The organism is Chloroflexota bacterium (assembly GCA_035652535.1).
GTDB lineage: Bacteria > Chloroflexota > UBA6077 > UBA6077 > SHYK01 > DASRDP01.
In genome coordinates this window covers 74,837-97,369 of the sequence record DASRDP010000104.1, presented here as the reverse complement: position 1 = coordinate 97,369, position 22,533 = coordinate 74,837, and the positions used below count along the sequence as shown (strand labels likewise).

Here is a 22,533-nt window from a genome sequence, read left to right as displayed (position 1 = left end):
CGCTGAGGCGACGAAACAAAGCAGGCAGGTGAGGATCGTGGAGCCGCTCCTAGACGTTCGAGATCTCCGAACCGAGTTTCCGACAAGTGATGGTGTCGTCCACGCGGTCAATGGAATCTCGTACACCGTAATGCCTGGCGAAGCCGTGGGCCTGGTCGGAGAGAGCGGGTGCGGAAAAAGCATCAGCGCGCTATCACTGCTGAACCTCGTGCCTCGACCGGGTCGAGTCGTCCACGGTGAGGTGATTTTCGAGGGCCAAGACCTCCGGAAGCTCAACGACGATCAGATCCGAAAGATCCGCGGCAATGAGATCGCGATGATCTTTCAGGACCCCATGACATCGCTCAACCCGGTCCTCTCGATTCGAACTCAGATGACGGAGCCTCTCAAGCTCCACAAGGGAATGGACCAAAGCGCGGCGGACCGCCGGGCCGTTGAGCTGCTGGAACTGGTCGAGGTCCCCGGCGCGCGGTCGCGTCTCCGAGAGTATCCCCATCAATTCAGCGGCGGCATGCGTCAGCGGGTGATGATCGCCATGGCGCTCGCTTGCGAGCCAAAGCTCCTCGTCGCAGACGAGCCGACGACAGCGCTCGACGTGACGATCCAGGCGCAAATTCTCGACATCCTCACAAAATTGCGCAAAGAAGTCGGCATGGCTCTCATCATGATCACCCACGACCTGGGCGTCGTCGCGGGTCTCTGCGATCGCATCAATGTCATGTATGCCGGGTACATCGTCGAGCATGCGACGACGGACGAGTTGTTCGGGAACCCGCGACACCCTTACACGATTGGCCTGCTTCGCTCGATCCCCCGGATGGACATGGAGCGCAAGTCCAAGCTCGTTCCGATTGAGGGGTTTCCGCCTGACCTCATCACGATCGGGCGCACGTGTCCGTTCCAGGCTCGGTGCGTGTATGCCGTGGACCGCTGCGGCGAACAGAATCCGGCGCTCGAGTCCGTTGGAAGCGAGCACAATGTTGCCTGCTGGGTTGATATCTACGCGGGGAGAAAATAGCCATGAGTGCCGCCGCAGCGTCTGCCAATGACGTCCTGGTCGACGTTCGCAACCTCAAGATGTACTTCCCAGTTCGCAGCGGAATCGTTTTCGACCGGGTCGTGGGACACGTCCACGCCGTGGATGACATCAGCTTCCATGTGAAGCGCGGAGAGACCCTCGGCCTCGTGGGGGAAAGCGGCTGCGGCAAGTCGACGACCGGGCGCGCGGTCCTGCAGATCTATCGCCCGACGGCAGGAGAGGTCTACTTCAACGGATCGGACGTCACAAAGGCGAAGGGCCGAGACCTGCAGCACTACCGACGCAACATGCAGATGGTGTTCCAGGATCCGTTTGCGTCGCTCGATCCACGCATGACGGTTGGGGGAATCATCTCAGAGCCGCTCGAGATCCATAACCTCGCGCGCGGCAAGGAGCGTGAAGAGCGCGTCCGGGAGATGCTGCGCATCGTGGGTCTCAATCCGTACTTCGCCAATCGATACCCCCACGAGTTCAGCGGTGGGCAGCGCCAGCGCATCGGACTCGCCCGAGCCCTTGCGCTCGAACCCGAATTCATCGTGTGCGACGAGCCCATCAGCGCGCTCGACGTGTCGATTCAGGCGCAGATCATCAACCTGCTCGAAGAACTGCAGGCGCAGTACAACCTCACCTATCTGTTCATCGCCCACGACCTGGCGGTGGTCCGGCACATCAGCGACCGCGTCGCGGTGATGTACGTGGGTAAGATTGTGGAGGTTGCCGATCGAAACGAGCTGTACGATCTGCCGCTCCACCCCTACTCGAAAGCGTTGCTGTCGGCCGTGCCGATCCCGGATCCCGTGGTCGAACGGCGGCGGTCGCGCATCATCCTGCAGGGAGATGTTCCGAGCCCAATTAACCCGCCCGCCGGGTGTCGGTTTCATCCCCGGTGCCCCTTCGCTCGGGCCGATTGCTCGGCCTCCGAGCCTCCGTTGGAAGAGGTGCGGCCGAATCACTGGGTTGCGTGCTTCTTCTGGAAGGAGATCGCCGAGCGCACGACTGTCTCCGTGCCTTCGCCCAACTGACGCGGGCTGCTGCTGAGCGTTCTTCGAGATCTGGCTCCGACCGAGGCGGTCAGCGGAGCGCGAGCGGGTCTTCCCCTTCGAGGAGGTCCTGCATCGCCTCACGCGCCGCGGCGCGGATCTCGCGGTCCCGGGACTGTAGGAGCTCGGACAGCGCTGCCTTCGCATCCTTCCCACCGATGAGACCGAGGGCGTGGATGGCTGCGAGCCGAACGTCGCTCTCGGGGTCGGACAGCCGCTGGATGAGGTCTGGAACCAGTTCCGCGTCCTCAAGCTCCGCCGCGGCCTGCGCGGCCGTCGCGCGGAGGTGGGCGATTTCGCCGTGCATCTCTGCGCGAATGTCCGGGATCCAGATCTCCTGGCAATTCCGGCCCATGGCTTCGATGGCCGCGTCACGCAAGTCTGGTTGCAGGTGCGCCTGGCGTATCTCCAGCTCGGTCTGGGGAGTCGTCAAGAAGGACAGGGACAGCAGCGCCGCCCGACGCGTCATCGTGTCCGCATCGGGCAGGTGCAAAACGCCCGTCAGCACCTGCTCCAGCTTCTGCTGGACCTCAGCCGGCCAGTCGTCTACCTGCGCCGCCAGGGTGTATGAGCCCAACTCTTCGAGCGCCGCCAAGCGGACGTCCGGATCGGGATCGGCGACAGCGCTGCGGACGTACGTGTCGAGGAGGTCGGGGTCGGCCTCTTCCGACGCGAGGCGCAGGCCCAGCTCGCGCACACTTGGATCCGGATCCACCAGGGCGAGAGCGTATGCAGGCGCGAAGTCGAGCACCAAATTCTCTTCCGCCGCTTCTCCCATGGCGCTCAGGAGCGCCTCGCGTTCTTCCGCGCCGAGGCGATTCCACAGTGAGCGGAATCGATCGAGCGACTCGCCTTCGAGTCCGGTCAGACGTTCGACGGCGGTTGTCGGGAGCTCGAGGCCGATAGAAAGGGCTTGCTCGATCTCCGCGAGAGGGTCCGGCAGCATCTCAATATGCTCGGGCGAACACGGCGGTCTGCGGGGCATCCTTCCGGCAAACCAGGCATGCGCCGGACCGATTCCCGCCGTCGAGGGGAACGCAGCGGAGCGTGGCGCCGGTCCGCTCCTTCACGTGCGCCTCGCAAGCGGCGTCGCCGCACCAGGGGGCCCAGAAGAAACCGCGCTCGCGCTCGAGCTGCGCCGCCAGCTCATCAATTGATTCGACCATATGCGTCCGCGATTCGCGAAATGCCACGGCGCGCTCGTAGAGGGATCGCTGCACATCGTCGAGGATCTGGGGCAGCCGAGTCGAGAGCGCGGCGAAGGGGACCGCCTCCTTCGCCCGATTGTCCCTGCGGACCGCGATTCCCTGCCTCTGCGCGATGTCCTTGGGGCCGATCTCGAGTCGCACGGGGACGCCGCGCAGCTCCCACTCGCTGAATTTCCAGCCGGGCCGATGCTCCGACCAATCGACGTGTACGCGAATCGTGCCCGCTAGCTCGCGCCGGATCCGCTCCACCTCCTCGTGAATTTCCGTGCGCTGCTCGTCCCGTTGGTAGATGGGGACGATCACCACCTGATATGGCGCGACCCGCGGTGGGAGGATCAACCCTGATTCGTCCCCGTGCATCATGATGACGCCGCCCACCAGCCGCGTGCTTGCGCCCCAGCTGGTCGTCCAGGCGTGACGGCGCTCGCCGTCCATGTCGAGAAAGCTGATGTTGAAGGCCCGCGCGAAGCCCTGGCCGAAGGAGTGAGAGGTGCCGGCCTGGAGGGCGCGGCCGTCGCCCATCATCGCTTCGACCGTAAACGTTGCGGCTGCCCCGGCGAACTTCTCAGCTTCGGACTTTCGCCCGGCAATAACCGGCATCGCCAGCTCGGTCTCGGCAAAGTCGCGATAGACGTCGAGCATGCGGAGCACCTCGTCCATCGCCTCTTCTTCCGTGCGGTGGGCGGTGTGACCCTCCTGCCACAGGAACTCCGTCGTTCGCAGGAACAGGTAGGTACGCTTCTCCCAGCGCACGACGTTCGCCCACTGGTTGATCAGGATCGGCAAATCGCGCCAAGACTGCACCCACTTGCCGTACATCGTACCGATGATGGCCTCCGACGTTGGCCGAATCGCGAGGCGCTCGTCGAGATCCTCCGTGCCGGCGGCGGTAATCCACGCGACCTCCGGGTTGAACCCCTCCACGTGCTCGGCTTCGCGCTGGAGGAGGCTCTCCGGGATGAACAGGGGGAAGTAGGCGTTGAGGTGGCCGGTCGCCTTGATCCTCGCGTCCAGCGCAGCCTGCATGTTCTCCCACAGCGCGTACCCATATGGGCGGATCACCATGCAGCCCCGAACGGGCGAGTAGTCCGCCAGTTCGGCTTTCAGGATCACGTCCGTATACCAACGCGAGTAGTCGTCGCCCTTGTCGGCAATCTCCTCCACGAAGCGACTGTCGTTCGCCAATCATCACCCCCAATAGCGTGAAAAAATTGTATGCGTGGCGCCGGAAGGCGGGCAAACGCAGCCTATAATGGGGTGATGCCGGATGTACCCGACCCGACCCGCACATTGTCGTGCTGGCTCGACGTCGACCTCGATGCGATTCAACGGAACGTCCGTCAGATTCGCCGATGGGTCCGGCCCGGTACCGACGTTGCCGCCGTGGTCAAGGCCCATGGATATGGAGCCGGGGCGGTCGAAGTCGCCCGCGCGGTACTGCGCGCCGGGGCGAAGTGGCTGGCGGTCGCCCGCGTGCACGAAGGCGTCGAGCTGCGGCGGGCGGGGCTCGACGCTCCGATCCTGGTCCTGACCCGAACGGAGCCGGCCGAAGCCGATGTGGCGGTTCGCTACGATCTCACCGTAACCGTCGATACGATCGATCTGATCCGCGCGCTCGATCGGGCCGCGCGAAGACATGCGAGATCCGCGACGGTTCATGTGAAGGTGGACACCGGACTCCATCGGTTTGGTGTCGATCCGGAACGGGCCCTCGATCTCGCGCGCGAATTGGCGTCGAGCGATGGACTGGACGTCCAGGCGATCTACACCCACTTCGCCAGCGCCGACGAGACCGATCTCTCCTACACGTACGATCAGCTCGACCGCTTCAATCGCGTCGTTGCGGACCTGGCGCGTGCAGGGTACGAGTTCCCGATCCGGCACGCCTGCAACAGCGCTGCGACGATGGCTCTGCCCGATGCCCATTTCGGACTGGTGCGCACCGGCCTCTTGCTCTACGGGGTCAGCCCCAACGGCAACGTTCCGGATGGCTTCGATCTTCAACCGGCGGTCTCGCTGCGCGCCCGAGTTGCGCGGGTCACCTGCCTCGCTCGCGGCGAAGGCGTCGGGTACGGGCAGACCTGGCACGCCCCGCGGCCGACGCGGGTGGCGCTCGTGTCGGCGGGCTACGCAGACGGTATCGACCGCCGCCTCTCGAACGTCGGCGAAGCGCTCGTGCGGGGACAGGTCGCGCCCATCATCGGTCGCGTGTCGATGGACCAGACAGTCGTTGACATCACGGACATTCCCGGCGCGGCCGAGGGAGACGTCGCGACGTTTTTCGGCGCGGATGGCCAACGGGTGATCGGGTTGAATCATTTTGCGGATCAGGCGGGCACGATTCCACACGTTGCGCTCACCAATATCGGCGGGCGCGTCGCGCGCGTCTATCGCGAAGGTGGCGAGCCTCCGAGGCTGCAACGGTTGAACGGCGTCCAGGAGCTGTGCCCAGCGGAGTGATGGGCCCGGTCGCTATGGAGCGGGCGCGTTCTCCAGCCATTCGCGCGCGAGGGTGCCGGCCGCCCCAGCCGGCGCCCGGCGAATGGTGCAGGTCGGGAGCGAGCTGAGGAATGCCTGGCCGTAGGATTTCGAGAGCACGCGGCGGTCCAGCACAACCACGACTCCGCGGTCCGTGGCGCTCCGAATGAGGCGACCGAATCCCTGCTTGAAGCGAAGGATCGCGTGTGGGAGGGCAAATTGACGGAACGGGTCGTCGAACAACTCGCTGCGCGCCGCGAACACCGGATCTGTTGGTACGGCGAAGGGCAGGCGCGCGATGATGAGGGCGGATAGCGCCTCGCCGACCACGTCCACACCCTCCCAGAATGACGCGGTGCCAAGGAGCAGCGCGCGCTCTGTCGCCTTGAATCGCTGCAACAGCCGTGTGCGCGATCCGTCCACCCCCTGCCCCATCAGCGCGATCTGCGCCCGGTCGATCCGATCGCGAATGGCGTCGTGCGTCGTTCGGAGCTGCGCATGCGACGTGAAGAGCGCCATTGTTTTTCCGCCGAGCGCCTCTGCCACGTCCGCGACGACGTCCGCACACTTTCGCGCGTAGCCCGGCTGGTTCGGCTCTGGCACGTCGTCCGGCACGATGAGCATGGCCGCCCGCTGGTAATCGAACGGGGACCCGAGCGCCAACTCCTCCACCTCCGCCGCGCCCAGCCGTTCGCGGATGAACTCGAAGGAGCCCTCGGTCGTAAGAGTCGCCGAGGTGAAGATCGTCGTGGACTTGGAGTCCAGAAACGCCGCCCTCAACTGGGGCGCCACGTCGAGGGGCGCGAGGTTCAGGCTTGGAGGTCCGGCCGACTGGGCGCCCCCACTGTCCGTCCCACCCTGCGCCTGGGGTTGCGTCAGCCAGCACACCGTGTCGGGCGCGGGTCGAGTCACGATGGCGCGCAGCTGTGGCACCACTGCGTCCATCTGCGACCGAATGGCGAGCAGCTCCGCGAGCACGTCCGACACGGCCTGGCTCCCTTCCTTGGCGGCGTCGGAAAGGTCTTCCAGAATCGGTTCCAGGGCCACCTCAATCGCATCGAAATGCGCGCACAGGCCGTCGCAGGCCACCTCAATCGCGTCCCAGCCGTTTCCCCTCCGCGAGACGGGCGTCAGGCGAATCGTTCGCACGGGCTCCCACTGGGACCCGGCTGAAGTGAGAAAATCGCGCGTCGCCTCGAAAAGCTGGGAGACGAACCCTAGCGCGGCAACGGCGTGCGCGCGGATGTCCGTGGTGGCCTCATCGAGCTGTTGGAGCCGCTTTGGCGCCAGCCCGCCAGACCGGAGCAGGGCCATCGCCGCGTCCAGGTGGCCCACCCCGTCGCGGCCGGATGCGGGGATGAGCGCTTCGAGGGGCGCGCTGCAGGTGCGCGGATAGATGGAAAAACCGAGCTGCCGCGTCGCTTCGTCCTCGAGGTGGTGCGCTTCATCGATCACGAGTCGGGTGTGGTCGGGTACCACGCGGCTATTCGTGGTGAGATCCGAGAGCAAGAGCGCGTGATTCACGATGACGACGTGGCTCGCCTCTGCTGCCCGCCGAGCGCGGCTGATGAAGCAGACGCCGTCCCGATGATAGCGACACGTGAGGGACGAGCATGACTCAGACTGAGAACATATCCGCCCCCATGCGACCTCTTCGTCCGGCGTCAGCCGCAGCTCGCCGCGATCCCCAGTTTCGGTCTGAGTGATCCAGAGCAGCGTCTTCACGAGCAGTCCCGCTTCGACGCGCGAGACCGCTTCAGACCGGAGCAGCGACAACCATCGTTGCAGGCACAGATAGTTCGCGCGCCCCTTCAAGACCGCCACCCGCGCCCGGTAGTCCATCGCGGAGAGAAGCCCTGGGGCGTCCTTTTCAGAGAGCTGGTCCTGGAGATTGATGGTGTTGGTGGAGACGACAACGCGGTCATTGTTCGCGGAGGCATACGCGAGCGCCGGCAGAAGGTAGGCGAGAGATTTGCCGGTCCCGGTTCCCGCCTCGGTAATGAGGTGCTTCTCCTCGTTGAACGCGTGCGCGACGGCTCGCAGCATGGCGAGCTGCTCGGGGCGCTCCTCGTATCCTGCCAGTGTCCGGGCGACGCGCCCGCCTGCGCTCATCTCCGCGGCGAGGACCTCCGGATCGACGCGCCGACGCCGTGCATGAGGCGTAAGCGGCTCTTCGCGCGTCGTCGGTGGCGCGAGGAGCCGCGATAGGCCGAGATCGACCGGATTCAGAATATCGCCGGAGAGCGCGCTGCTCACGAGCTGGCGGCGCCGTTCCCGCCCCGCTTCGACGAAGAGATCTCGGTACGCCCAGTCGAAGCCGAGCGTGAGGCGATCGATGTGCATGAGGATCTCGATGTCCAGAGACCGGATCCGATCGAGCAGGGCCAGAAACACCTCTCGCGCTCGATGCGCGTCCGCCAGCGCCCGGTGGGCGCCGCCAGACGGAAGGCCGAGCGCCCGCGCGATGGCGGTTAGCTCGTACGACGGGAGGCCGGGCAGGAGGAGGGATGCAAGCTCGAACGTGTCGAGGATCGGCGCATCCAGCGCGATCCCCTGGCGTGCCAGGTGCGCAACGTCGATCTCGACGCTCTGCCCGACGATTGACGTTCGCCCGACGAAAGCGCGCAGCCGCTCCGCGATCGAATCCAGCGAAGGGGCGGCTGTCAGCTCGCGGTCGTCGATTCCGGTGAGCTGGCGGATGGTGTACGGCAGCGACGCGGAGGGATTGACCAGGGTTGACCATTCTTCAAGGACGGCGCGCTCGGTAAATCGCACGGCCGCGATCTCGATCACGCGAGAGCGCGGCGAATTCGGCTCGATCAGTTCGAGGTCGAGCGCGACATATTCCTGTTCGGCCAATGCATTGGCCCTTTCTAGCTCAGGAGACCGAGCGCTGGGGCCGGCGGTACACGGCTGGGACCAGGGCGAAGACGGGAAAGCGCGGCTATTTGCGGCGCCGAGTGCTGGCCATGGCCGCGCGGGCGAGATACTCGCGGACGATGGGATTCTTGAGGAGCGCGAACGCCAGAGGAACGAGCTGAGCCGCGTACCGGGCCCGACTGACGTCGACGAGGCGTCCCTTTCGCTTGACGGCGCCGTCGCCGGATACGCTGCGCCCGAGCGCTTCACCCTTCGCTGGGATGCGCCGCGCCATGCGCTCTGCCGCATCGCGCGCGATCAGGATCGCTTGATCGACGAGCGAAGCGGAGGCCTGACGCGCGGATTCGCGAAGGGTCTGGGCGCTAGGCGGCTTCGGCTTCCGGGCCGTCAGGTTCGCGATCATCACGCCGGCTACCGCGCCAACCGCAGCCGCGCCAACGGCTTTTGCAACAGCCGGCCGCGTGCGGATCAGGTCGTTGATGGCGTCGGCGAGGTCTTGCGCCCGGTCGAGCCCCAGCGCGATCGCCTGCGCCAGGTCCTCGATAGCCGTCTCCCACCGCTCGGGCATCGCATCGGGCAGATCGGCGGCGCCTTCTGCGAACTCCTCACTTGTGTCCATCGTTGACCCCCCGGTATTCGGGGTAATCATAACACAGCCTCCCACGCACCCCTGCCGCGACCGAGCCAGCGGAGCGCCGAGACGCGGGCGGGTGCGCCCGTTGTCCGCGCGAGCGTCAGTAGCCCATGTCGAGCGCCGCCTTCAGAATCTTCCGGGCCGCCGGCGTGGCAAAAGTGGTCCCGGACCCGCGGTTTTCCATGATCACCGCGACCGCGACGCCGGGACGATCGGCTGGTGCGTAGCCCACGAACCAGGAGTGCGGGGTCTCGGACGTGCTCACTTCCGCCGTTCCGGTCTTGCCGCCGACGCGGACGCCGGGGATCCTCGCCGGCTGCGCATATGCCGTATCGACGCTCAGCTCCATCATCGCGTTCAGCTCGGCCGCCGCGCTCTCGCTAATGACCCGATGGCCCCCGGCACCAGGTTGGTGGATCCGTTCCACAGTTTTTCCATCCTCGACGCTGGCCACGATGTACGGAGCCGGCATTACGCCGCCGTTGTCGACCGTCGCGGCGACGAGGGCCATCTGGAGCGGGCTCACCAGGAGATCCCCCTGGCCGAATGCCGTGCTGGCCAGCTGCGCCCGCGTCATGTGATCGGCCTTGGAGATCAGGCCGGCCGAGGTCGGAAGGTCGAATGGGACGGCCTGGCCGATGCCATAGCGCCGAGCATATTCCCGAAGGCGCGCCTCGCTGGCATCGACGGGTCCAGCAGGCCACGTGTACGGCTCGCGCGAAGCGAGGGGCGAGTAGTCGATCAGCGAAGACCCTCCCAGCGAGAGGCCCGTGTAGGCGAAGAACACGTTGCACGACCACGCGAACTCCTCTGCGAATGTCAGGTCCGTGAGCTGGGGGTGATTGGTATTCCGGATGCGTAGACCGTCGACGATCAAATCCGCCTCGTGGTGGTGCTCCATTCCAGCAGTTGCGATTCCTGAATCCAGCGCGGCGCTCGCCGTCACGAGCTTAAAGATCGATCCCGGGACGTACTGACCATTGATCGCCCGGCTGACAAATGGCTCGCCCCGGTCGTTCGCCAGCCGCTCCCAATCCTCGTCGAGGGTGTTGGGATCGAAATACGGATGGCTGGCGAGGGCGAGCACCTCGCCGGTCGAAACGTCGACGACGGCTGCCGCCCCGGGCGAACCCCCGAGCGCGTCATCGGCGACCTTCTGGAGCTGGAGGTCGAGCGTCAGGCGAACGTCGGCGCCGTGCCGATCAACCGGGAAGAGCTTGTTGCGAATCTCCGCGGCTGGGTTGGTCGATCGCTCACCGCGCAGGAAGGAGTCAAACGCCTCTTCGATGCCACTCTTTCCATGCTGGATGCTCCAGTACCCCACGACATCTGCCAGAGGCGGATACGCATATGCGCGATGGGCCAGCTCGCCCGCGCGCTCGGACGAAGCGAGGACTTCGCCGTTGCGATCCAGGATTCGGCCACGGAGGATGCGCCGCTCCTCCTCGACGGTCCGGGGGTTCGTCGGACGGTCCAGCACACGATTGGCGCCGATGACCTGCCAGTAGCCGAGCGCGCCGGCGACGAGCAGGAACCCTGCGCTCAGGATAAGGGACACCCGGCGGATCCGGTCAGCCACCGGACCCGCCGTCGGAAGGCGATTCGGCCGAGATCCGAAGGAGGAGCCCGACCATCACGAAGTTGGCGAGGATCGAGCTTCCTCCATAGCTGAGAAACGGGAGCGTGATGCCGGTGATCGGCATGAGCCGCAGGTTCCCGGCCATGATGATGAGCGCCTGAACGCCCAGCACGGTCCCCAGGCCGGCTGCGAACAACATGGCGAAATCGCTCGTGGCGCGCAGCGCGATGCGAAACGCGCGAAAGACGAGGGCGACGTAGAGGCCGACGATCGCAATCGTTCCCAACAGCCCCAGCTCTTCCCCCAATGCCGCGAGCACGAAGTCCGTGTGGACGGCCGGCACATACTCCGGGTAGCCGAAGCCGAGGCCAGCGCCGAGGACACCGCCCGCGGCATAGGCCGTCAGCGCCTGGACGAGCTGATACGCATCACCCGCCGCGCTCGGCCACGGGTCGAGCCAGATCCGCGTGCGGAGCTGGACATGGTCGAATAGCGCCAGCGACACGAGAGCGCCAACGCAAAGGAATGCGATGCCCACGCCGACATAGGTTCGGCCGGTCGCGGCGTAGAGCAAGAAAAGAAAGATGAGGTAGAAGAGCAGCGCCACGCCGAGATCCCGTTGCCAAACCAACAGGACGAGCGACAATCCCCACATGAGGACCAACGGTCCAAGATAGGCGAGCGGTGGAAGGGAGAGACGCCCGATACGAATTGGTGCGTGCGTGATGAGATCGCGCTTATCGGCGAGATAGGATGCGAAGAAGATGACCGCCACGACCTTTGTGATCTCCGACGGCTGGAAATAGAGGCCGTTCGCGCCGATCCACAGGCGCGTCTGGCTCCCATTCGGGTCGATTCCAAACACGATGGTGAGCGCGAGGAGGAGGAGCCCGCCCATCAGCCACGTATACCGGTATCGACCGAGCCAATCAATGCGGGGAATTCCGACGGCCGTCGCAGTCGCCGCGGTCGAACCGAGCCCCACCCACAGGAGTTGGCGCGGCGCCAGGCCTGGGACGAGTCGATCCACCGCGATCAGTCCGAGGGCCACGAGGGTCTCGACGATGGGGAGCAGCTCCTGGTCAGCTTGGGGGAGGCGGATGGCGATGGTGAGATGGAATGCGATCAGCACGGCAGCGAAAATGGCGACGATGCGCACGGTGCTGCCCGGGTCCTCGCCGCCGCGAACGATCGCCATCAGCCCGAGGGCGGCCGCCAGCAGCGCCACGGGAAATGCGAGCAGTGCGAGCTCGAGCGGGCGGCGGATCAGCGCCATCCCGTCACCGTACTTCTGGGCGTCGCGCTTGCGTCGGCCCTGCGGCGGGACAGGCGCGGCCCGTGTTGTGTTCGACGCGGGCGCCGGCGACTAGCTGGCAAGGCGAAAGACGACCTGACCGATCTGAAGGGTATCACCCTCGGACAGCGCCGTTTCTCCATCGATTCGGCTGCCATTGACGATCGTTCCATTCGTGCTTCCGGCGTCTCGGACCCACCATCGTCCGCCATGGAGCAGCACGATGGCGTGCGCCGCGGAGACGTAGTCGTCGTCCAGGACGATCGTGTTGTCCGCGGAGCGGCCGAGGCGCGTCACGGCGTCGAGCGGGATCGTGTGGCCCGGAGCTTGCGCGGTGGCGCCGGGCTCAACGACGACGAGACGCGCACCTGGCGCCGAGGTCGAGCGCGCCGACGCTTCGCGATAAAGCTCCCGCTGCGTGAGCACCACCAGCGTGAGGAGGAATGCGTAGAGAACGACGACGACGGCCATCCGAAGCGCCAGGATCAGCGCGTCGTCCGAAACCATCACGAACGATCACCGCCGATTCCCATCCTTACAACGGGCGGGCCACGTCCTGAGCGCGACTCAGCGGCTCCAGCCTGCAGCCGCCCAGGGAGATCTCAGTTGGTGCGCTGATCTCTGTTTGGGCCACGCGTCGGCCGCCGACGAACGTCCCATTGGTGCTTCCAAGGTCTCGGACCATCCATCCTCCGCCGTGTGGCTCGATCGTTGCGTGGTGGCGGGACACGCGAACGTCTCGAATCACGAAATCGTTGTCGGCGGCCCGCCCAAGGCTGAGCCGGCGCGCTCCGACGCGAAGCTCGCGTCCATCTTCCGCGACGAGGACAAACCCACCGGCGAGGGATGGCGGCCGAATCGGTCCGAGGAGACGCGTTTGCTCGATCTGTTCCGCCTCGGAGGTGGATTCGTCAAACTCCGCGGTGCAGCGCACAAAACTCACCCCAACGCTGGAGTCGGACGCAAGGGCAACCCGTATCGGGCCGAGCGGACAAAGCCCGGATTGGAGCGCGCGCTGCTCGAGATAGGCCGCGGCGTCTCGCTCGATCGCATTGCGCAACGGGCCAAGACGGCGGAAGTCCGCTGGATTGATGCCGGCCCGAAATCGGTTGGGGACGCGGAGAGACCCTGGGCCGACCGTGGTATTCGATACCATGGCCCGCTCGAGCGCCCGGGAGATCTCCACCGGCTGCAAGCGCGGGCGCAACAGCCGCCGGATGCCTCCCTCGAAAATGCCCTCAAACAGCGACTCAATCGCTGACAACAACGACATGGCTCTCCGGAGTGCGCTGTGACGGGCAGCAAGGCGCAGCCTCTCGGAAATTATAGATAGCGTGCTTCCCCAGTGTTGCGCGAGAGGTGGGCGAAGGGGAATGAGCGGCTATGACGCCAGTTGGGGCGTAAGCGGTGATCCCCCGCGCCATCGTGCGGAGATCATCTGGACCACGGACCGGAACTGCTCTCGCTCTTCCGCCGTCAGGTGAATGTCGGTCAATACGTCCGCAACGGCCTGGAGCGCATCGTCCCAGGCGCCAAGCTGCACGACAGATAGGGGCGCGTATCCCGCGGACACGAGAAGGCGATTCCGGTCCGCGATGGAGAGCCGGAGCGCCCGCGCGAGCGCCTCGACGATGTGGAGCCGGGGCGGCTCGCGGTCGCCGTGCTCGATGCGCGTCAAGTAGGACGGGTCGACGCCGACTTCGTGCGCGAGGTTGTTCCGGGAGCGGCCCGCTCTCTCACGGAATGAACGAAGCAGTGCTGGGAACTCCTCGCGCATAGCGGCCTCCTCATGACCGGTGTCTTGCTGTCCTATCCTCGCACGTCTTGTGCCAATTTGTCAACAGACCTCCCCTACCGAATGCCTGGATGGCGGATCGTGACTCCCAGTCACGATTGGTGGGCGGGGTGGTGCCTGGCCGGCACTGGAGGGGCGGGGAGGGACGCGGGACAATTTGCCTTGTGCAGTCTGCACAAGCATGCTCGGACGAGGACGCGGATCGGGGGCCGTCGGTGCGGACGTCGGAAGCAGTAGACTTGCCGCGGAGGAAGGTGGTGACGGATATCGGCGTCGACATCGTCGAGATCGAGCGGGTCGAACGCGCGCTCCGGCGGCACCCCGAGGGGTTTCGCGCCCGGGTCTACACCGATCTCGAGATCCGGGAGTGCGGCCGGAGCGTGGCCTCGATGGCCGGCCGGTTCGCCGCCAAGGAGGCGGTGATGAAGGCGCTCGGTGTCGGGGGCATGGCGTTTCGAGATATCGAGATCGCGCGGCTACCGTCGGGGAAACCGGATGTGCGTCTTTCCGGACGAATGCGCCGGCGTGCGGAGCGGATCGGCGTATCGGCAATGCGGATCAGCATTTCCCATTCGCGCGACTACGCGGTGGCGGTGGCCATCGCGGAGTTTCGCGAAGGTGAGGGTGCGCGGCGGTGAGAGTCGTCTCCGTCGAGGAGATGCGCGATCTCGAGGCGCGCACGTTCGGCGCGGGCACGTCGGAGACCGCGCTGCAGGAGCGCGCGGGCCGCGCGGTCGCAGACGCGATCATGGCGCGGCATCCGTCACCCGGGCGCGCGGTCGCCCTCGTCGGGCCCGGAAACAATGGGCGAGACGCGTCCATCGCGGCGCGCGAGCTGCTCGCGGCCGGATGGGAAGCGGCGCTGGCTCTCGGGCCACGCCATTCGGTGACGGACGCGGAGCTGGAGCGGTTCGGACAGAGCGGGGGTCAAGTCGTTTGGCTTCCTGAGCGGGAAAGCTCCCGGGCGGTTGAAGGCGCGCTATTTTCAGCGACGGTCGCAATCGACGGCCTGCTTGGCATCGGGGCCAGCGGTTCGCCGCGTCCCCCGCTTGCGGCAATGGTGGAAGCGGTCAACGCCGTACGCACGCGCATGTCGGGACTCGACGTCGTTTCAGTCGACGTGCCGAGCGGGCTCAACGCGGACACCGGCGAAGCCACGCTCGCCGTGCGCGCCGACGCGACCGTCGTGCTGGGCGGCATGAAGCGCGGACTTCTCGCTTCGAGCGCCCTGGCGGTGGCAGGCGATCTCATACCCGCCGACATCGGAGTCGTGGATGGTCCCCCCACCGCTCCCGTTCTCCTGACCCGCGGGACGGTGCGCGGTCTGCTGGCGCGACCACGGCCGGACGCCCACAAGGGCACGTTTGGGCGACTGCTCGTGGTGGCCGGTTCCGAGAGTTACGTCGGCGCCGCGTACCTCGTTTGCGCGGCCGCCGTTCGCGTGGGAGCCGGCATCGTGACCCTGGCCGCGACGCGCACCCTTCGCGATGTGGTGGCATCGCGGCTGCCCGAAGCAACCTACCTGCTGCTGCCGGATGGTGGGATGGCGGGCTGCGGTGCGGAATCGGCGTCGCTCATTGCCCAGGCGCTGCCCCGATACACGGCGCTGGCCATCGGCCCGGGGCTTTCGACCGCTGGCGGCGTCCCGAGTGCAGTCGAGGCGGTGCTGCGCGCGCGCGCGCAACATGGCGTCGGCGCCGTCGTCGATGCCGATGCCCTCAACGCCCTCTCTGGCCGCCCCGGCTGGCATCAGTGGCTGGGCCACGACGTGGTGATGACGCCGCATCTCGGGGAGCTGGCCCGGCTGACCGGTCGCGAATCCGGCGACGAAGCCCCATGGGCGAAAGCCCGGCGTCTCGCGGACGCGTGGGGCGCCACGCTCTTGATCAAGGGCGCCTGCACGGCCATCGCGAGCAGCCGGGGCGTTTGGGTGCACGCGCGCCCCAATCCCGCACTGGGAACGGCGGGGACGGGTGACGTCCTGACGGGCACGATCGGCGGCCTTCTGGCGCGGGGGCTTGACGTCGATGCCGCCGCGCGCCTCGGGGCGTGGGTCCATGGTGAGGCGGGGGCGCGCGCCGCGCTCGGCCGCCGGGCTGGAGGCCTGATGGCGTCGGAGCTGCTGGCGGAGATCCCGGCTGTCCTGGCGACGACGTTGGCTGGCTGAGGGCTACGAGGCCAGGTTCCCTTGGCTTGCGTCCAGCTCGCGGCTCAGGCGCTCGCGCGTTTCGCTGGCGCCCTTCCGATATGCCTCGAGGCCGGCGTCGAGCCGCGCCTTGATCTCTTCCGTTGCCCGGCGCAGCAGGTCAGGCCCTTGCTCGCGCAACTCGGGGCACTTCTCGAAGAAGAGCTCGCGATTCTCTTTCCCTGAGCGGGGGGACCACAACAATCCAATGGCGGCGCCGGCGACAGCGCCGAGGAGCAGGCCCACCCAAAACCCCGACCCCCGATCCTCACTCATGCGTGGGCTCCGTGTTCGACCCTTGGTGACGGAGGATGGCCTGGGCAAAGCGCGAGGCGCCAGCCACCGCGCTGTACATCTCGATGACGGGCTTCGCCGTTCGGTCGCTCACGAATTCCGCGGTTCCCTCAGCATGCCGCGCTGCCTGAGCAGTGCTTTGCGCGGTCTCTTTGATGATGTCGAGAATGTTGCCGGCCCGGCCGCTCAGCTCCTCTGCGTGCCGGCGTGCAAATCCGATCAGACGCCATACTTGCCATATCAAGATGAGCGCGCCAATGCCCACAATGATCGTCTCAATCGCCACGATAACGATTGCGAGATCGCGAAGGGTCTGCAGCATGCGAACTCAGCCCTCCAGATGTCCGTTCTCAAAACTAACAGAAACGGAAGAGTCGAGCAATCCCGAGCGCTACCCATGCGCCGGTCGTCGTGGCGATGAGGTTGGTGTCGCCGATCTCCAGAATGGCGGGCGGTATCATTGTGCCAATCACGGCCCCGATCGTGCCCGCCAGAACGCCGATCAGAATTGCGAACGGCAGCTGGCGGAGTCGAACGCCGAAGATCAGATGGAACAGTGCGCCATGCAGAACCCCGATGAGCGCTGCCAGCAGGGCCCAGGGCGGGACCATGCTGACGACGATCTGCTCCATACCGCTCCCCTGTTCATCGCGCGACTGGAATGGTTGCGTCACCCGCGGGCGCCCGTCAAGGCGCCAGCCCTGGCCGGACTCGGTGCAGCAATCCGCTGATACGCAGGCGCCATCTCGCTGGATGCTGCCATCCCGTGTCGGGGAGCGGGAGCAAGGGCTGCTTGGCGCAGACTCGCTGCTCATGGCCCAGCTTCTATGGAATCGGGGCGTTCGCACTGACGGCGAGGCGCGCGCGTTCCTCGACCCGGTGGAGCACGGGCAGCTTGCCGATCCCAGCACGATGCTCGGCGTGCCTCTGGCGACCGCGCGGCTGATCCGCGCCATCGGCCAGGGTGAGCCAGTCGCCGTGTACGCTGACTACGACGTGGACGGCATCGCGGGCGCCGCGCTTCTCTCCGAGACGCTCCGGGACCTCGGCGGCCACGTCATCGTCCATGTCCCCCACCGATCCCGCGACGGCTACGGTGTCAACGCCGATGCCGTGGAATCGCTCGCGTCCGCCGGCGCTCGGGTCATCGTTACGGTGGATTGCGGTATCAGCGCGCACCACGAGGTTGGGCGGGCTATCGACCTGGGCGTTGACGCCATCGTGACGGACCATCATTCGGTCCCGAGCGAGCTGCCGGCTGCGCTGGCCGTGGTCAATCCCCATCAACCCGGGTGCGCCTATCCGTTCAAGGACCTCGCCGGCGGGGCCGTCGCGTTCCAGCTTGCTCGTTCTCTCCTTCTCGCGGCGCTGCGTCCCGAAGACGCCGTGCGGCGGTGGCAGCGGCTCGCCGCGTTCGCCGCGCTCAGCACCGTCGCGGACATGGTTCCCCTCGTCGGCGAAAATCGGACGATCGTGGCGCAGGGGCTCGAGGCGGCGCGCGGGGGAACCCTGTGGGGGATCCGCGCCATCTGCGAGATCGCCGGGCGCGATCTAGACCGTCTCTCTGCTCACGACCTTGCCTTTCAGGTGATCCCGCGCCTCAACGCAGCAGGGCGCATGGGCGACCCGCACGACGCGCTGGACGTTCTCCTCGCACCCGATGGCGTGGCTGCCCAGGCGATCGCCCAGCGGCTCGACGGGGTCAACAACGCGCGGCGTACGCTGATGAGTACGATCCTTTCGTCCATCGACGGGCAGCTCGTCGATCCGGCCGAGGGTTCGGTCGTGCTGGCTGGGAACTATCCGATCGGCCTGGCGGGGCTCATCGCGGGTCGGCTCGTGGAGCGCCACGCCGTCCCCTGCGTCGTGATCGAGCGCGGAGATGAGATCAGCAGAGGATCGGCACGGGGTATCGAGGGCGTGCATCTCATTCGGGTGCTCGAGGCCTGCAGCGAGACCCTCATCCAATTTGGTGGACACGAGCGGGCGGCCGGCTTCAGCCTCTACACGGGGCAGATCGAGCGCTTCGCTCGCCAGTTCGTCAGCGCGGTTCGCTTGGACCGTGGCGAGCTCGCGCCGGCGCGCGAGCTGTGGGCAGATGGCGTAATTCAGCTCGCATCGGTCGGGGACCGGCTCGTCGACCTGGTCGAACGATTCGAGCCCGTCGGGATGGGGAACGCACGTCCAGCTTTCGTCTCGCGGTCGGTCCTGATCCGGCACGCACGGCGAATCGGCGGCGGCCATATCCGGATGACTGTCGTCCAGGGGGGCGTGGAGCGCGCGGCCGTCGCGTTCCGTCCGACCTTCCCGTTGCCTCAGCCCGGTGCGCGGCTGGACATCCTTTACGGGGTGGAGCGGAGCTGGTGGCAGGGCGAATCCCGCGTCGATATCATTGTGCGAGATGCTCGGCCAGCCCGCCCGGGGCCAGACGGTCGATAGGCGAGCGCGATGGGCGCCGCCGCGCTATTTCGAACCGAGAGGAAATGATGCAGGAGAATCGTGCGCACATCGCGGCCGCGCCGCGCACCGTTGTCGGAAAGAAGATACGGTTCCTCCGTCGGGACGGCTGGCTGCCTGCGAACGTCTACGGCCGTGGCGTTCCCTCCCAGGCGATCCAGCTCAAGACGCGCGAGGTAGAGCACCTGCTCGCGCATACCCCACGAAACGCCCTGCTCGCGCTCGATCTTGATCAGTCTCCCCTAACGGTGCTGGTCAAGGACGTGGCACGGAAGCCCACGACCGGCGAGTTGTACCACGTGGACTTCTATCAGGTCTCGATGACCCAGCAGCTTCGCGTGTCCGTGCCCCTCGTGTTGACCGGCGAGTCGCCGGCGGTGAAGCTCCACGATGCGACGCTCCTCCACGCTGTGGACAGCATCGAAGTGGAATGCTTGCCGGGCGACCTTCCGACGCAGATCACCGTGCCGGTCGATACTCTTGGCGAGATCGATGACGCCATCTTCGTTCGGGATCTCGCCATTCCGCCCCGCGTGACGGTGCTGACGCCCGCGGACGAGCTGGTCGTGAAGGCGCTCGCGCCGACGGTCGAAGAGGTGGCGCCCGAGGAAGTCGAGGCGGCCGCGGCACCAGCGGAAGCGGAGGCCCCCGTGGCGCCCGAAGCGGGGGAGGGCGGGGAGCCCGCCGCTTCGTAGCGGCAGGATCGAGGTGCGTTCGTATCCCGATCCGACGGCGCTCGAGGCGGCGATGCTTGCCGAGGCGGTCGACCTGCCGCTGGGAACAAGCCGCAGCACGTCGTTCGATATGGCGCAGGACCTCCAGGCGCGGTGGAACGGCTCCGTGCACCTCAATCCGGACAACGTGCTCGCGTTCTGGCCCCAGCTGCGCAATCCGACGCCGCTGATCCTCGCGGACGCCAGGTTCCGACGCGCCCTGATCCGAGGGACGGATCGGCAAGCTCCGAGGCCCGCCTTCCGGAGCGCGGGTACGTCGGCCTGAATACCTCGGGATACATGAACGCGGACCTGGATGTCCTGATCGATCGGTACTATGTCACGATCCCTCGGGCCGAGCGCATGCAGATCGCCGCTCAGATCGTCCGCCACCTCTCGGACCAGGTCGTGCCGCTCCTGCTCTTTTACGACCTCACTGCCACCGCCATCGGATCGCGCCTGCGTCGTGTGTCGTGGCAGGGGAACGAGCTGTGGAGCGCGTACGAATGGGACGTGACATAACGAAGGGCTACCGACCGAGGGCGTCCGCACGACCTGGACGCGGTCGCGTCCGGTTTCAGCACGATTACTGCCGGGGCGCCTCGACGGTGACGCTGACCGTCGCTTGGATCTGCTGACCCTTCGACCGGGAAACGGCCACCAGGTCGTGCGTCGTGTAGCCGCCGCTCTCAGGGACGGGCATCGTGAACTGGCTCTGGAAGGAGCCGTCCGGACAGCTACCGGTGTGCGCGGTGCCCACCTCCTGTCCGGCGACCTGGTCCAGATAGACGGTAACGTCTCGGTTCGCCCCGAATCCGGGCCCATGGAGCGTGAACGGTTCGTACGGCACCGTGATGGCTCCCTGGCCCATCAGGTTGCCCGTGGCGATGAGCACGGCGCGGCGACAAACATGAGAGGACAGCGGCGTGGGATGGTTGCTGAACAACGTCTGGCCTCCTTCGCTGAGTTTCAATTTGCCCTGCGCGCCGCGAAGCGGGAACGACCGGATCGCCACTCTGTCGACGGTCCAGGAGGCTCAATAGTTTCGGTTTTCCACGCCCGACGTGTCGCTGCAGCAGTACGAACTGACCTTGGCGGGGGAACGTGACCGCTCTCCCTAGTCGAAGGTCCACTCGTGGCCGTTCCATAAGGAGGCGGGCGGAACGTTCTTCAGCCTGTTGCTGATGAGCAGCACCGGCGGGTCGAAGATCAGGCCCATGTACACCAGGTTCTCCCCGACAAAATGGACCGCATCACGCAGCACATCCAAGCGCGCCGATGGTGGAATGGTCGTGAGGTACCGTTCGATGATGGTGTCCAACGCCGGACTCGCGTAACGCTGGCGGTTGGTGCCGGCCCAGTTGCGCTCGGCTAGCGGGATCTCGGTGCTCTTCACGTTGACAAATGTGTCCACCGCGGCGCCGGGCCGAATCAGCTCGACACCCGGGTACGTCGAGCGGTACTCGCGGTCATTGGTGCGCTGCGCGGGCACGACTGCGAGCTCCCCCCCAATCCCGGCCTGCTTCCAGTAGTCGAGGACCGTCTGGCCGGAGCGTAGGTTGATGTCCGTCCCCGGAACGCGGACCTCCACGCTGAGCTTCTGGCCGGCCGCGTTCTGGTACATCTCATCAGCCCCCTTTGCGTAGCCCAGCTCGCCCAGCAACTCATTGGCCCGCTGAAGATCATACGGGTGCGGGACGATGCTCTCCTGCACATCCCGGTACTGCACCCAGTCAGGACCAACCCATGAGTCCGCAATTTGGACCGGAATCGGCGCCAGCTCGCCCATCTCCTTGCGATTAATGGCGTGCATGAGTGCACGGCGAAAACGCACATCCGCCATGGCGGGTGGGTTCGGACTAATCTGCTGTGGAAACATCACCACCCATGAGGAGCGGCCGAAATCGAAGTGTCCGTCGGTCCACTGATCCTTGATCTGTAGCGCCTGCGCCGACGTCAGGGAGCGTGGGTCGAGCACGACCTGTACGGTCCCGGAGAGCAGGTTCGCCATGATCGTGTTGGCATCCGGGATGAACCGCACTTCGATTTCGTCGATCTTGGGGCGGCCGAGCACGTAGTCATCGTTGGCCGTTAAGGCGACGAAGCTGTCGGGCACAAACTGCTTCACTTTGAAGGGGCCTGTGCCGACGAATTCGGTCGTGAAATACGGATGCTGCGGGAGCCCCAGCTTATCGTCGGCGTAGGCTCTCTCCAGCACGTGGCGTGGCATTGGCACCGCCAGCGCGGTGCTGAACATCTGATCGGCATAGATGAATGCCTGCTTCCATCTCACCATCACCCTGCGCGGGTCTGGCGCCTCGACATCCTCGACCGACTCGAACCCGGGCGCGCTGAAGACCGGGAGCGCGGGGTCGCTCACCACCTGCCACGTAAAGAGCAAGTCGTCCGCGGTGAACGCCGTGCCGTCGTGCCAGGCGGCTCGTTCGCGGATCTTCCAGGTGGTCTCCATCCGGCCATCCGGGAAGAGCTTCCAATCGCCATTGTCGATGGTTGGAACACCCTCCGCCAGCTCGGGGTGCAGCATGTCCTGGTCGTCGCGCGCGGTCAGGCCGGCGTCGACCATGAGCGCTACGTCGGCCACGCCCAGTCCAGCGTTGCCAATATTCAGCTTCGCGTAGAGCACCTGCGCCGTACCGCGGATGCCGGCAGTGATCCTCTTCGGCCCGCTGGGCGCCGCGGCCGGCGTCCCAGCCGGCGGCGCACTCCCGGCCCCCTGGGGGCCGGGAGGTGGCGCGGCGCAGCCAAACGTGACGACCGAAATGACGAGGCAAATGGGAGCGGCGATACGCCAACCGTGCGAGAGCACCGTGAACCTCCGAGCGAGGGGCATTCGACCCGCTCTATCTTAATGAACCACGGGAAACGGTAACGCTCGCATTCAATTCCTTGAGGGGCAGGGGAGGAATGATGATAAAA

The 22,533-nt window shown here is 66.2% G+C and carries 23 protein-coding genes; 9 read left to right on the top strand and 14 right to left on the bottom strand.

Annotated features, from left to right (window positions below):
* Positions 1 to 37: 37 nt before the first annotated feature.
* Complete coding sequence (locus VFC51_13015; protein ID HZT07945.1) at positions 38 to 1,018, top strand: ABC transporter ATP-binding protein; 981 nt, start codon at positions 38 to 40, stop codon at positions 1,016 to 1,018.
* Positions 1,019 to 1,020: 2 nt separating this feature from the next.
* Positions 1,021 to 2,061, top strand: coding sequence for a dipeptide ABC transporter ATP-binding protein (locus VFC51_13010; protein HZT07944.1), 1,041 nt, complete (start codon positions 1,021 to 1,023; stop codon positions 2,059 to 2,061).
* Between the two features lie 49 nt (positions 2,062 to 2,110).
* On the opposite strand, the gene VFC51_13005 is transcribed toward VFC51_13010, so the two are convergent.
* Together VFC51_13005 and proS are read right to left on the bottom strand one after the other, a co-directional pair.
* The gene (locus tag VFC51_13005; protein ID HZT07943.1) at positions 2,111 to 3,025 is read right to left on the bottom strand and encodes a HEAT repeat domain-containing protein; all 915 of its coding nucleotides are present in this window, start codon (positions 3,023 to 3,025) and stop codon (positions 2,111 to 2,113) included.
* Position 3,026: 1 nt separating this feature from the next.
* Complete coding sequence (gene proS, locus VFC51_13000; GenBank protein HZT07942.1) at positions 3,027 to 4,472, bottom strand: proline--tRNA ligase; 1,446 nt, start codon at positions 4,470 to 4,472, stop codon at positions 3,027 to 3,029.
* Positions 4,473 to 4,547: 75 nt separating this feature from the next.
* Here proS and alr point away from each other — a divergent pair, with 75 nt between their 5' ends.
* Positions 4,548 to 5,747 carry an alanine racemase gene (alr, locus tag VFC51_12995; protein HZT07941.1) on the top strand — a complete coding sequence of 400 codons (1,200 nt, stop codon included), beginning with the start codon at positions 4,548 to 4,550 and terminating at the stop codon, positions 5,745 to 5,747.
* Positions 5,748 to 5,759: 12 nt separating this feature from the next.
* On the opposite strand, the gene VFC51_12990 is transcribed toward alr, so the two are convergent.
* From VFC51_12990 to VFC51_12960, 7 genes are all read right to left on the bottom strand, one after another.
* Positions 5,760 to 8,624 carry a helicase C-terminal domain-containing protein gene (locus tag VFC51_12990; protein ID HZT07940.1) on the bottom strand — a complete coding sequence of 955 codons (2,865 nt, stop codon included), beginning with the start codon at positions 8,622 to 8,624 and terminating at the stop codon, positions 5,760 to 5,762.
* Positions 8,625 to 8,709: 85 nt separating this feature from the next.
* On the bottom strand, positions 8,710 to 9,294 hold the full coding sequence (locus tag VFC51_12985; GenBank protein ID HZT07939.1) for a hypothetical protein: 585 nt from the start codon (positions 9,292 to 9,294) through the stop codon (positions 8,710 to 8,712).
* Between the two features lie 85 nt (positions 9,295 to 9,379).
* Entirely contained in the window at positions 9,380 to 10,858 is a 1,479-nt protein-coding gene (locus tag VFC51_12980; GenBank protein ID HZT07938.1) for a penicillin-binding protein 2, read from the bottom strand.
* Positions 10,851 to 12,134, bottom strand: coding sequence for an FtsW/RodA/SpoVE family cell cycle protein (locus tag VFC51_12975; GenBank protein ID HZT07937.1), 1,284 nt, complete (start codon positions 12,132 to 12,134; stop codon positions 10,851 to 10,853). Before VFC51_12975 ends, VFC51_12980 begins: the two co-directional genes overlap by 8 nt.
* A 90-nt stretch (positions 12,135 to 12,224) precedes the next feature.
* On the bottom strand, positions 12,225 to 12,659 hold the full coding sequence (locus tag VFC51_12970; GenBank protein ID HZT07936.1) for an FHA domain-containing protein: 435 nt from the start codon (positions 12,657 to 12,659) through the stop codon (positions 12,225 to 12,227).
* A gap of 28 nt (positions 12,660 to 12,687) precedes the next feature.
* Positions 12,688 to 13,419: an FhaA domain-containing protein gene (locus VFC51_12965; protein ID HZT07935.1), complete on the bottom strand. Its 732-nt coding sequence runs from the start codon at positions 13,417 to 13,419 to the stop codon at positions 12,688 to 12,690.
* 114 nt (positions 13,420 to 13,533) lie between these two features.
* A complete protein-coding gene (locus tag VFC51_12960; GenBank protein ID HZT07934.1) occupies positions 13,534 to 13,929 on the bottom strand; it encodes a helix-turn-helix transcriptional regulator in 396 nt (131 codons plus the stop codon).
* Between the two features lie 275 nt (positions 13,930 to 14,204).
* Between VFC51_12960 and acpS the strand changes: the two genes are divergently transcribed.
* Both acpS and VFC51_12950 read left to right on the top strand, forming a co-directional pair.
* Positions 14,205 to 14,585, top strand: coding sequence for a holo-ACP synthase (gene acpS / locus VFC51_12955; protein ID HZT07933.1), 381 nt, complete (start codon positions 14,205 to 14,207; stop codon positions 14,583 to 14,585).
* A complete protein-coding gene (locus VFC51_12950; protein HZT07932.1) occupies positions 14,582 to 16,114 on the top strand; it encodes an NAD(P)H-hydrate dehydratase in 1,533 nt (510 codons plus the stop codon). The genes acpS and VFC51_12950 overlap by 4 nt, the downstream gene beginning before the upstream one ends.
* A gap of 3 nt (positions 16,115 to 16,117) precedes the next feature.
* Here VFC51_12950 and VFC51_12945 read toward each other — a convergent pair whose 3' ends face one another.
* From VFC51_12945 to VFC51_12935, 3 genes are read right to left on the bottom strand one after another with little or no spacing between them, the layout of a single operon-like run.
* On the bottom strand, positions 16,118 to 16,408 hold the full coding sequence (locus VFC51_12945) for a YtxH domain-containing protein (protein HZT07931.1): 291 nt from the start codon (positions 16,406 to 16,408) through the stop codon (positions 16,118 to 16,120).
* The gene (locus VFC51_12940) at positions 16,401 to 16,748 is read right to left on the bottom strand and encodes a hypothetical protein (GenBank protein ID HZT07930.1); all 348 of its coding nucleotides are present in this window, start codon (positions 16,746 to 16,748) and stop codon (positions 16,401 to 16,403) included. The genes VFC51_12945 and VFC51_12940 overlap by 8 nt, the downstream gene beginning before the upstream one ends.
* A gap of 34 nt (positions 16,749 to 16,782) precedes the next feature.
* Complete coding sequence (locus VFC51_12935) at positions 16,783 to 17,058, bottom strand: hypothetical protein (protein HZT07929.1); 276 nt, start codon at positions 17,056 to 17,058, stop codon at positions 16,783 to 16,785.
* Between the two features lie 82 nt (positions 17,059 to 17,140).
* Here VFC51_12935 and recJ point away from each other — a divergent pair, with 82 nt between their 5' ends.
* From recJ to VFC51_12915, 4 genes are read left to right on the top strand one after another with little or no spacing between them, the layout of a single operon-like run.
* Positions 17,141 to 18,865, top strand: a complete 1,725-nt coding sequence (gene recJ, locus VFC51_12930; GenBank protein HZT07928.1) for a single-stranded-DNA-specific exonuclease RecJ — start codon at positions 17,141 to 17,143, stop codon at positions 18,863 to 18,865.
* Between the two features lie 47 nt (positions 18,866 to 18,912).
* On the top strand, positions 18,913 to 19,578 hold the full coding sequence (locus VFC51_12925) for a 50S ribosomal protein L25 (GenBank protein ID HZT07927.1): 666 nt from the start codon (positions 18,913 to 18,915) through the stop codon (positions 19,576 to 19,578).
* Between the two features lie 13 nt (positions 19,579 to 19,591).
* Complete coding sequence (locus VFC51_12920; GenBank protein HZT07926.1) at positions 19,592 to 19,882, top strand: hypothetical protein; 291 nt, start codon at positions 19,592 to 19,594, stop codon at positions 19,880 to 19,882.
* Between the two features lie 14 nt (positions 19,883 to 19,896).
* Positions 19,897 to 20,118 (top strand): hypothetical protein, encoded by a 222-nt coding sequence (locus tag VFC51_12915; GenBank protein HZT07925.1) that lies wholly within the window; start codon positions 19,897 to 19,899, stop codon positions 20,116 to 20,118.
* Between the two features lie 64 nt (positions 20,119 to 20,182).
* On the opposite strand, the gene VFC51_12910 is transcribed toward VFC51_12915, so the two are convergent.
* Both VFC51_12910 and VFC51_12905 read right to left on the bottom strand, forming a co-directional pair.
* The gene (locus tag VFC51_12910; GenBank protein HZT07924.1) at positions 20,183 to 20,542 is read right to left on the bottom strand and encodes a hypothetical protein; all 360 of its coding nucleotides are present in this window, start codon (positions 20,540 to 20,542) and stop codon (positions 20,183 to 20,185) included.
* A gap of 171 nt (positions 20,543 to 20,713) precedes the next feature.
* The gene (locus VFC51_12905; GenBank protein ID HZT07923.1) at positions 20,714 to 22,423 is read right to left on the bottom strand and encodes an ABC transporter substrate-binding protein; all 1,710 of its coding nucleotides are present in this window, start codon (positions 22,421 to 22,423) and stop codon (positions 20,714 to 20,716) included.
* Positions 22,424 to 22,533: the final 110 nt, after the last annotated feature.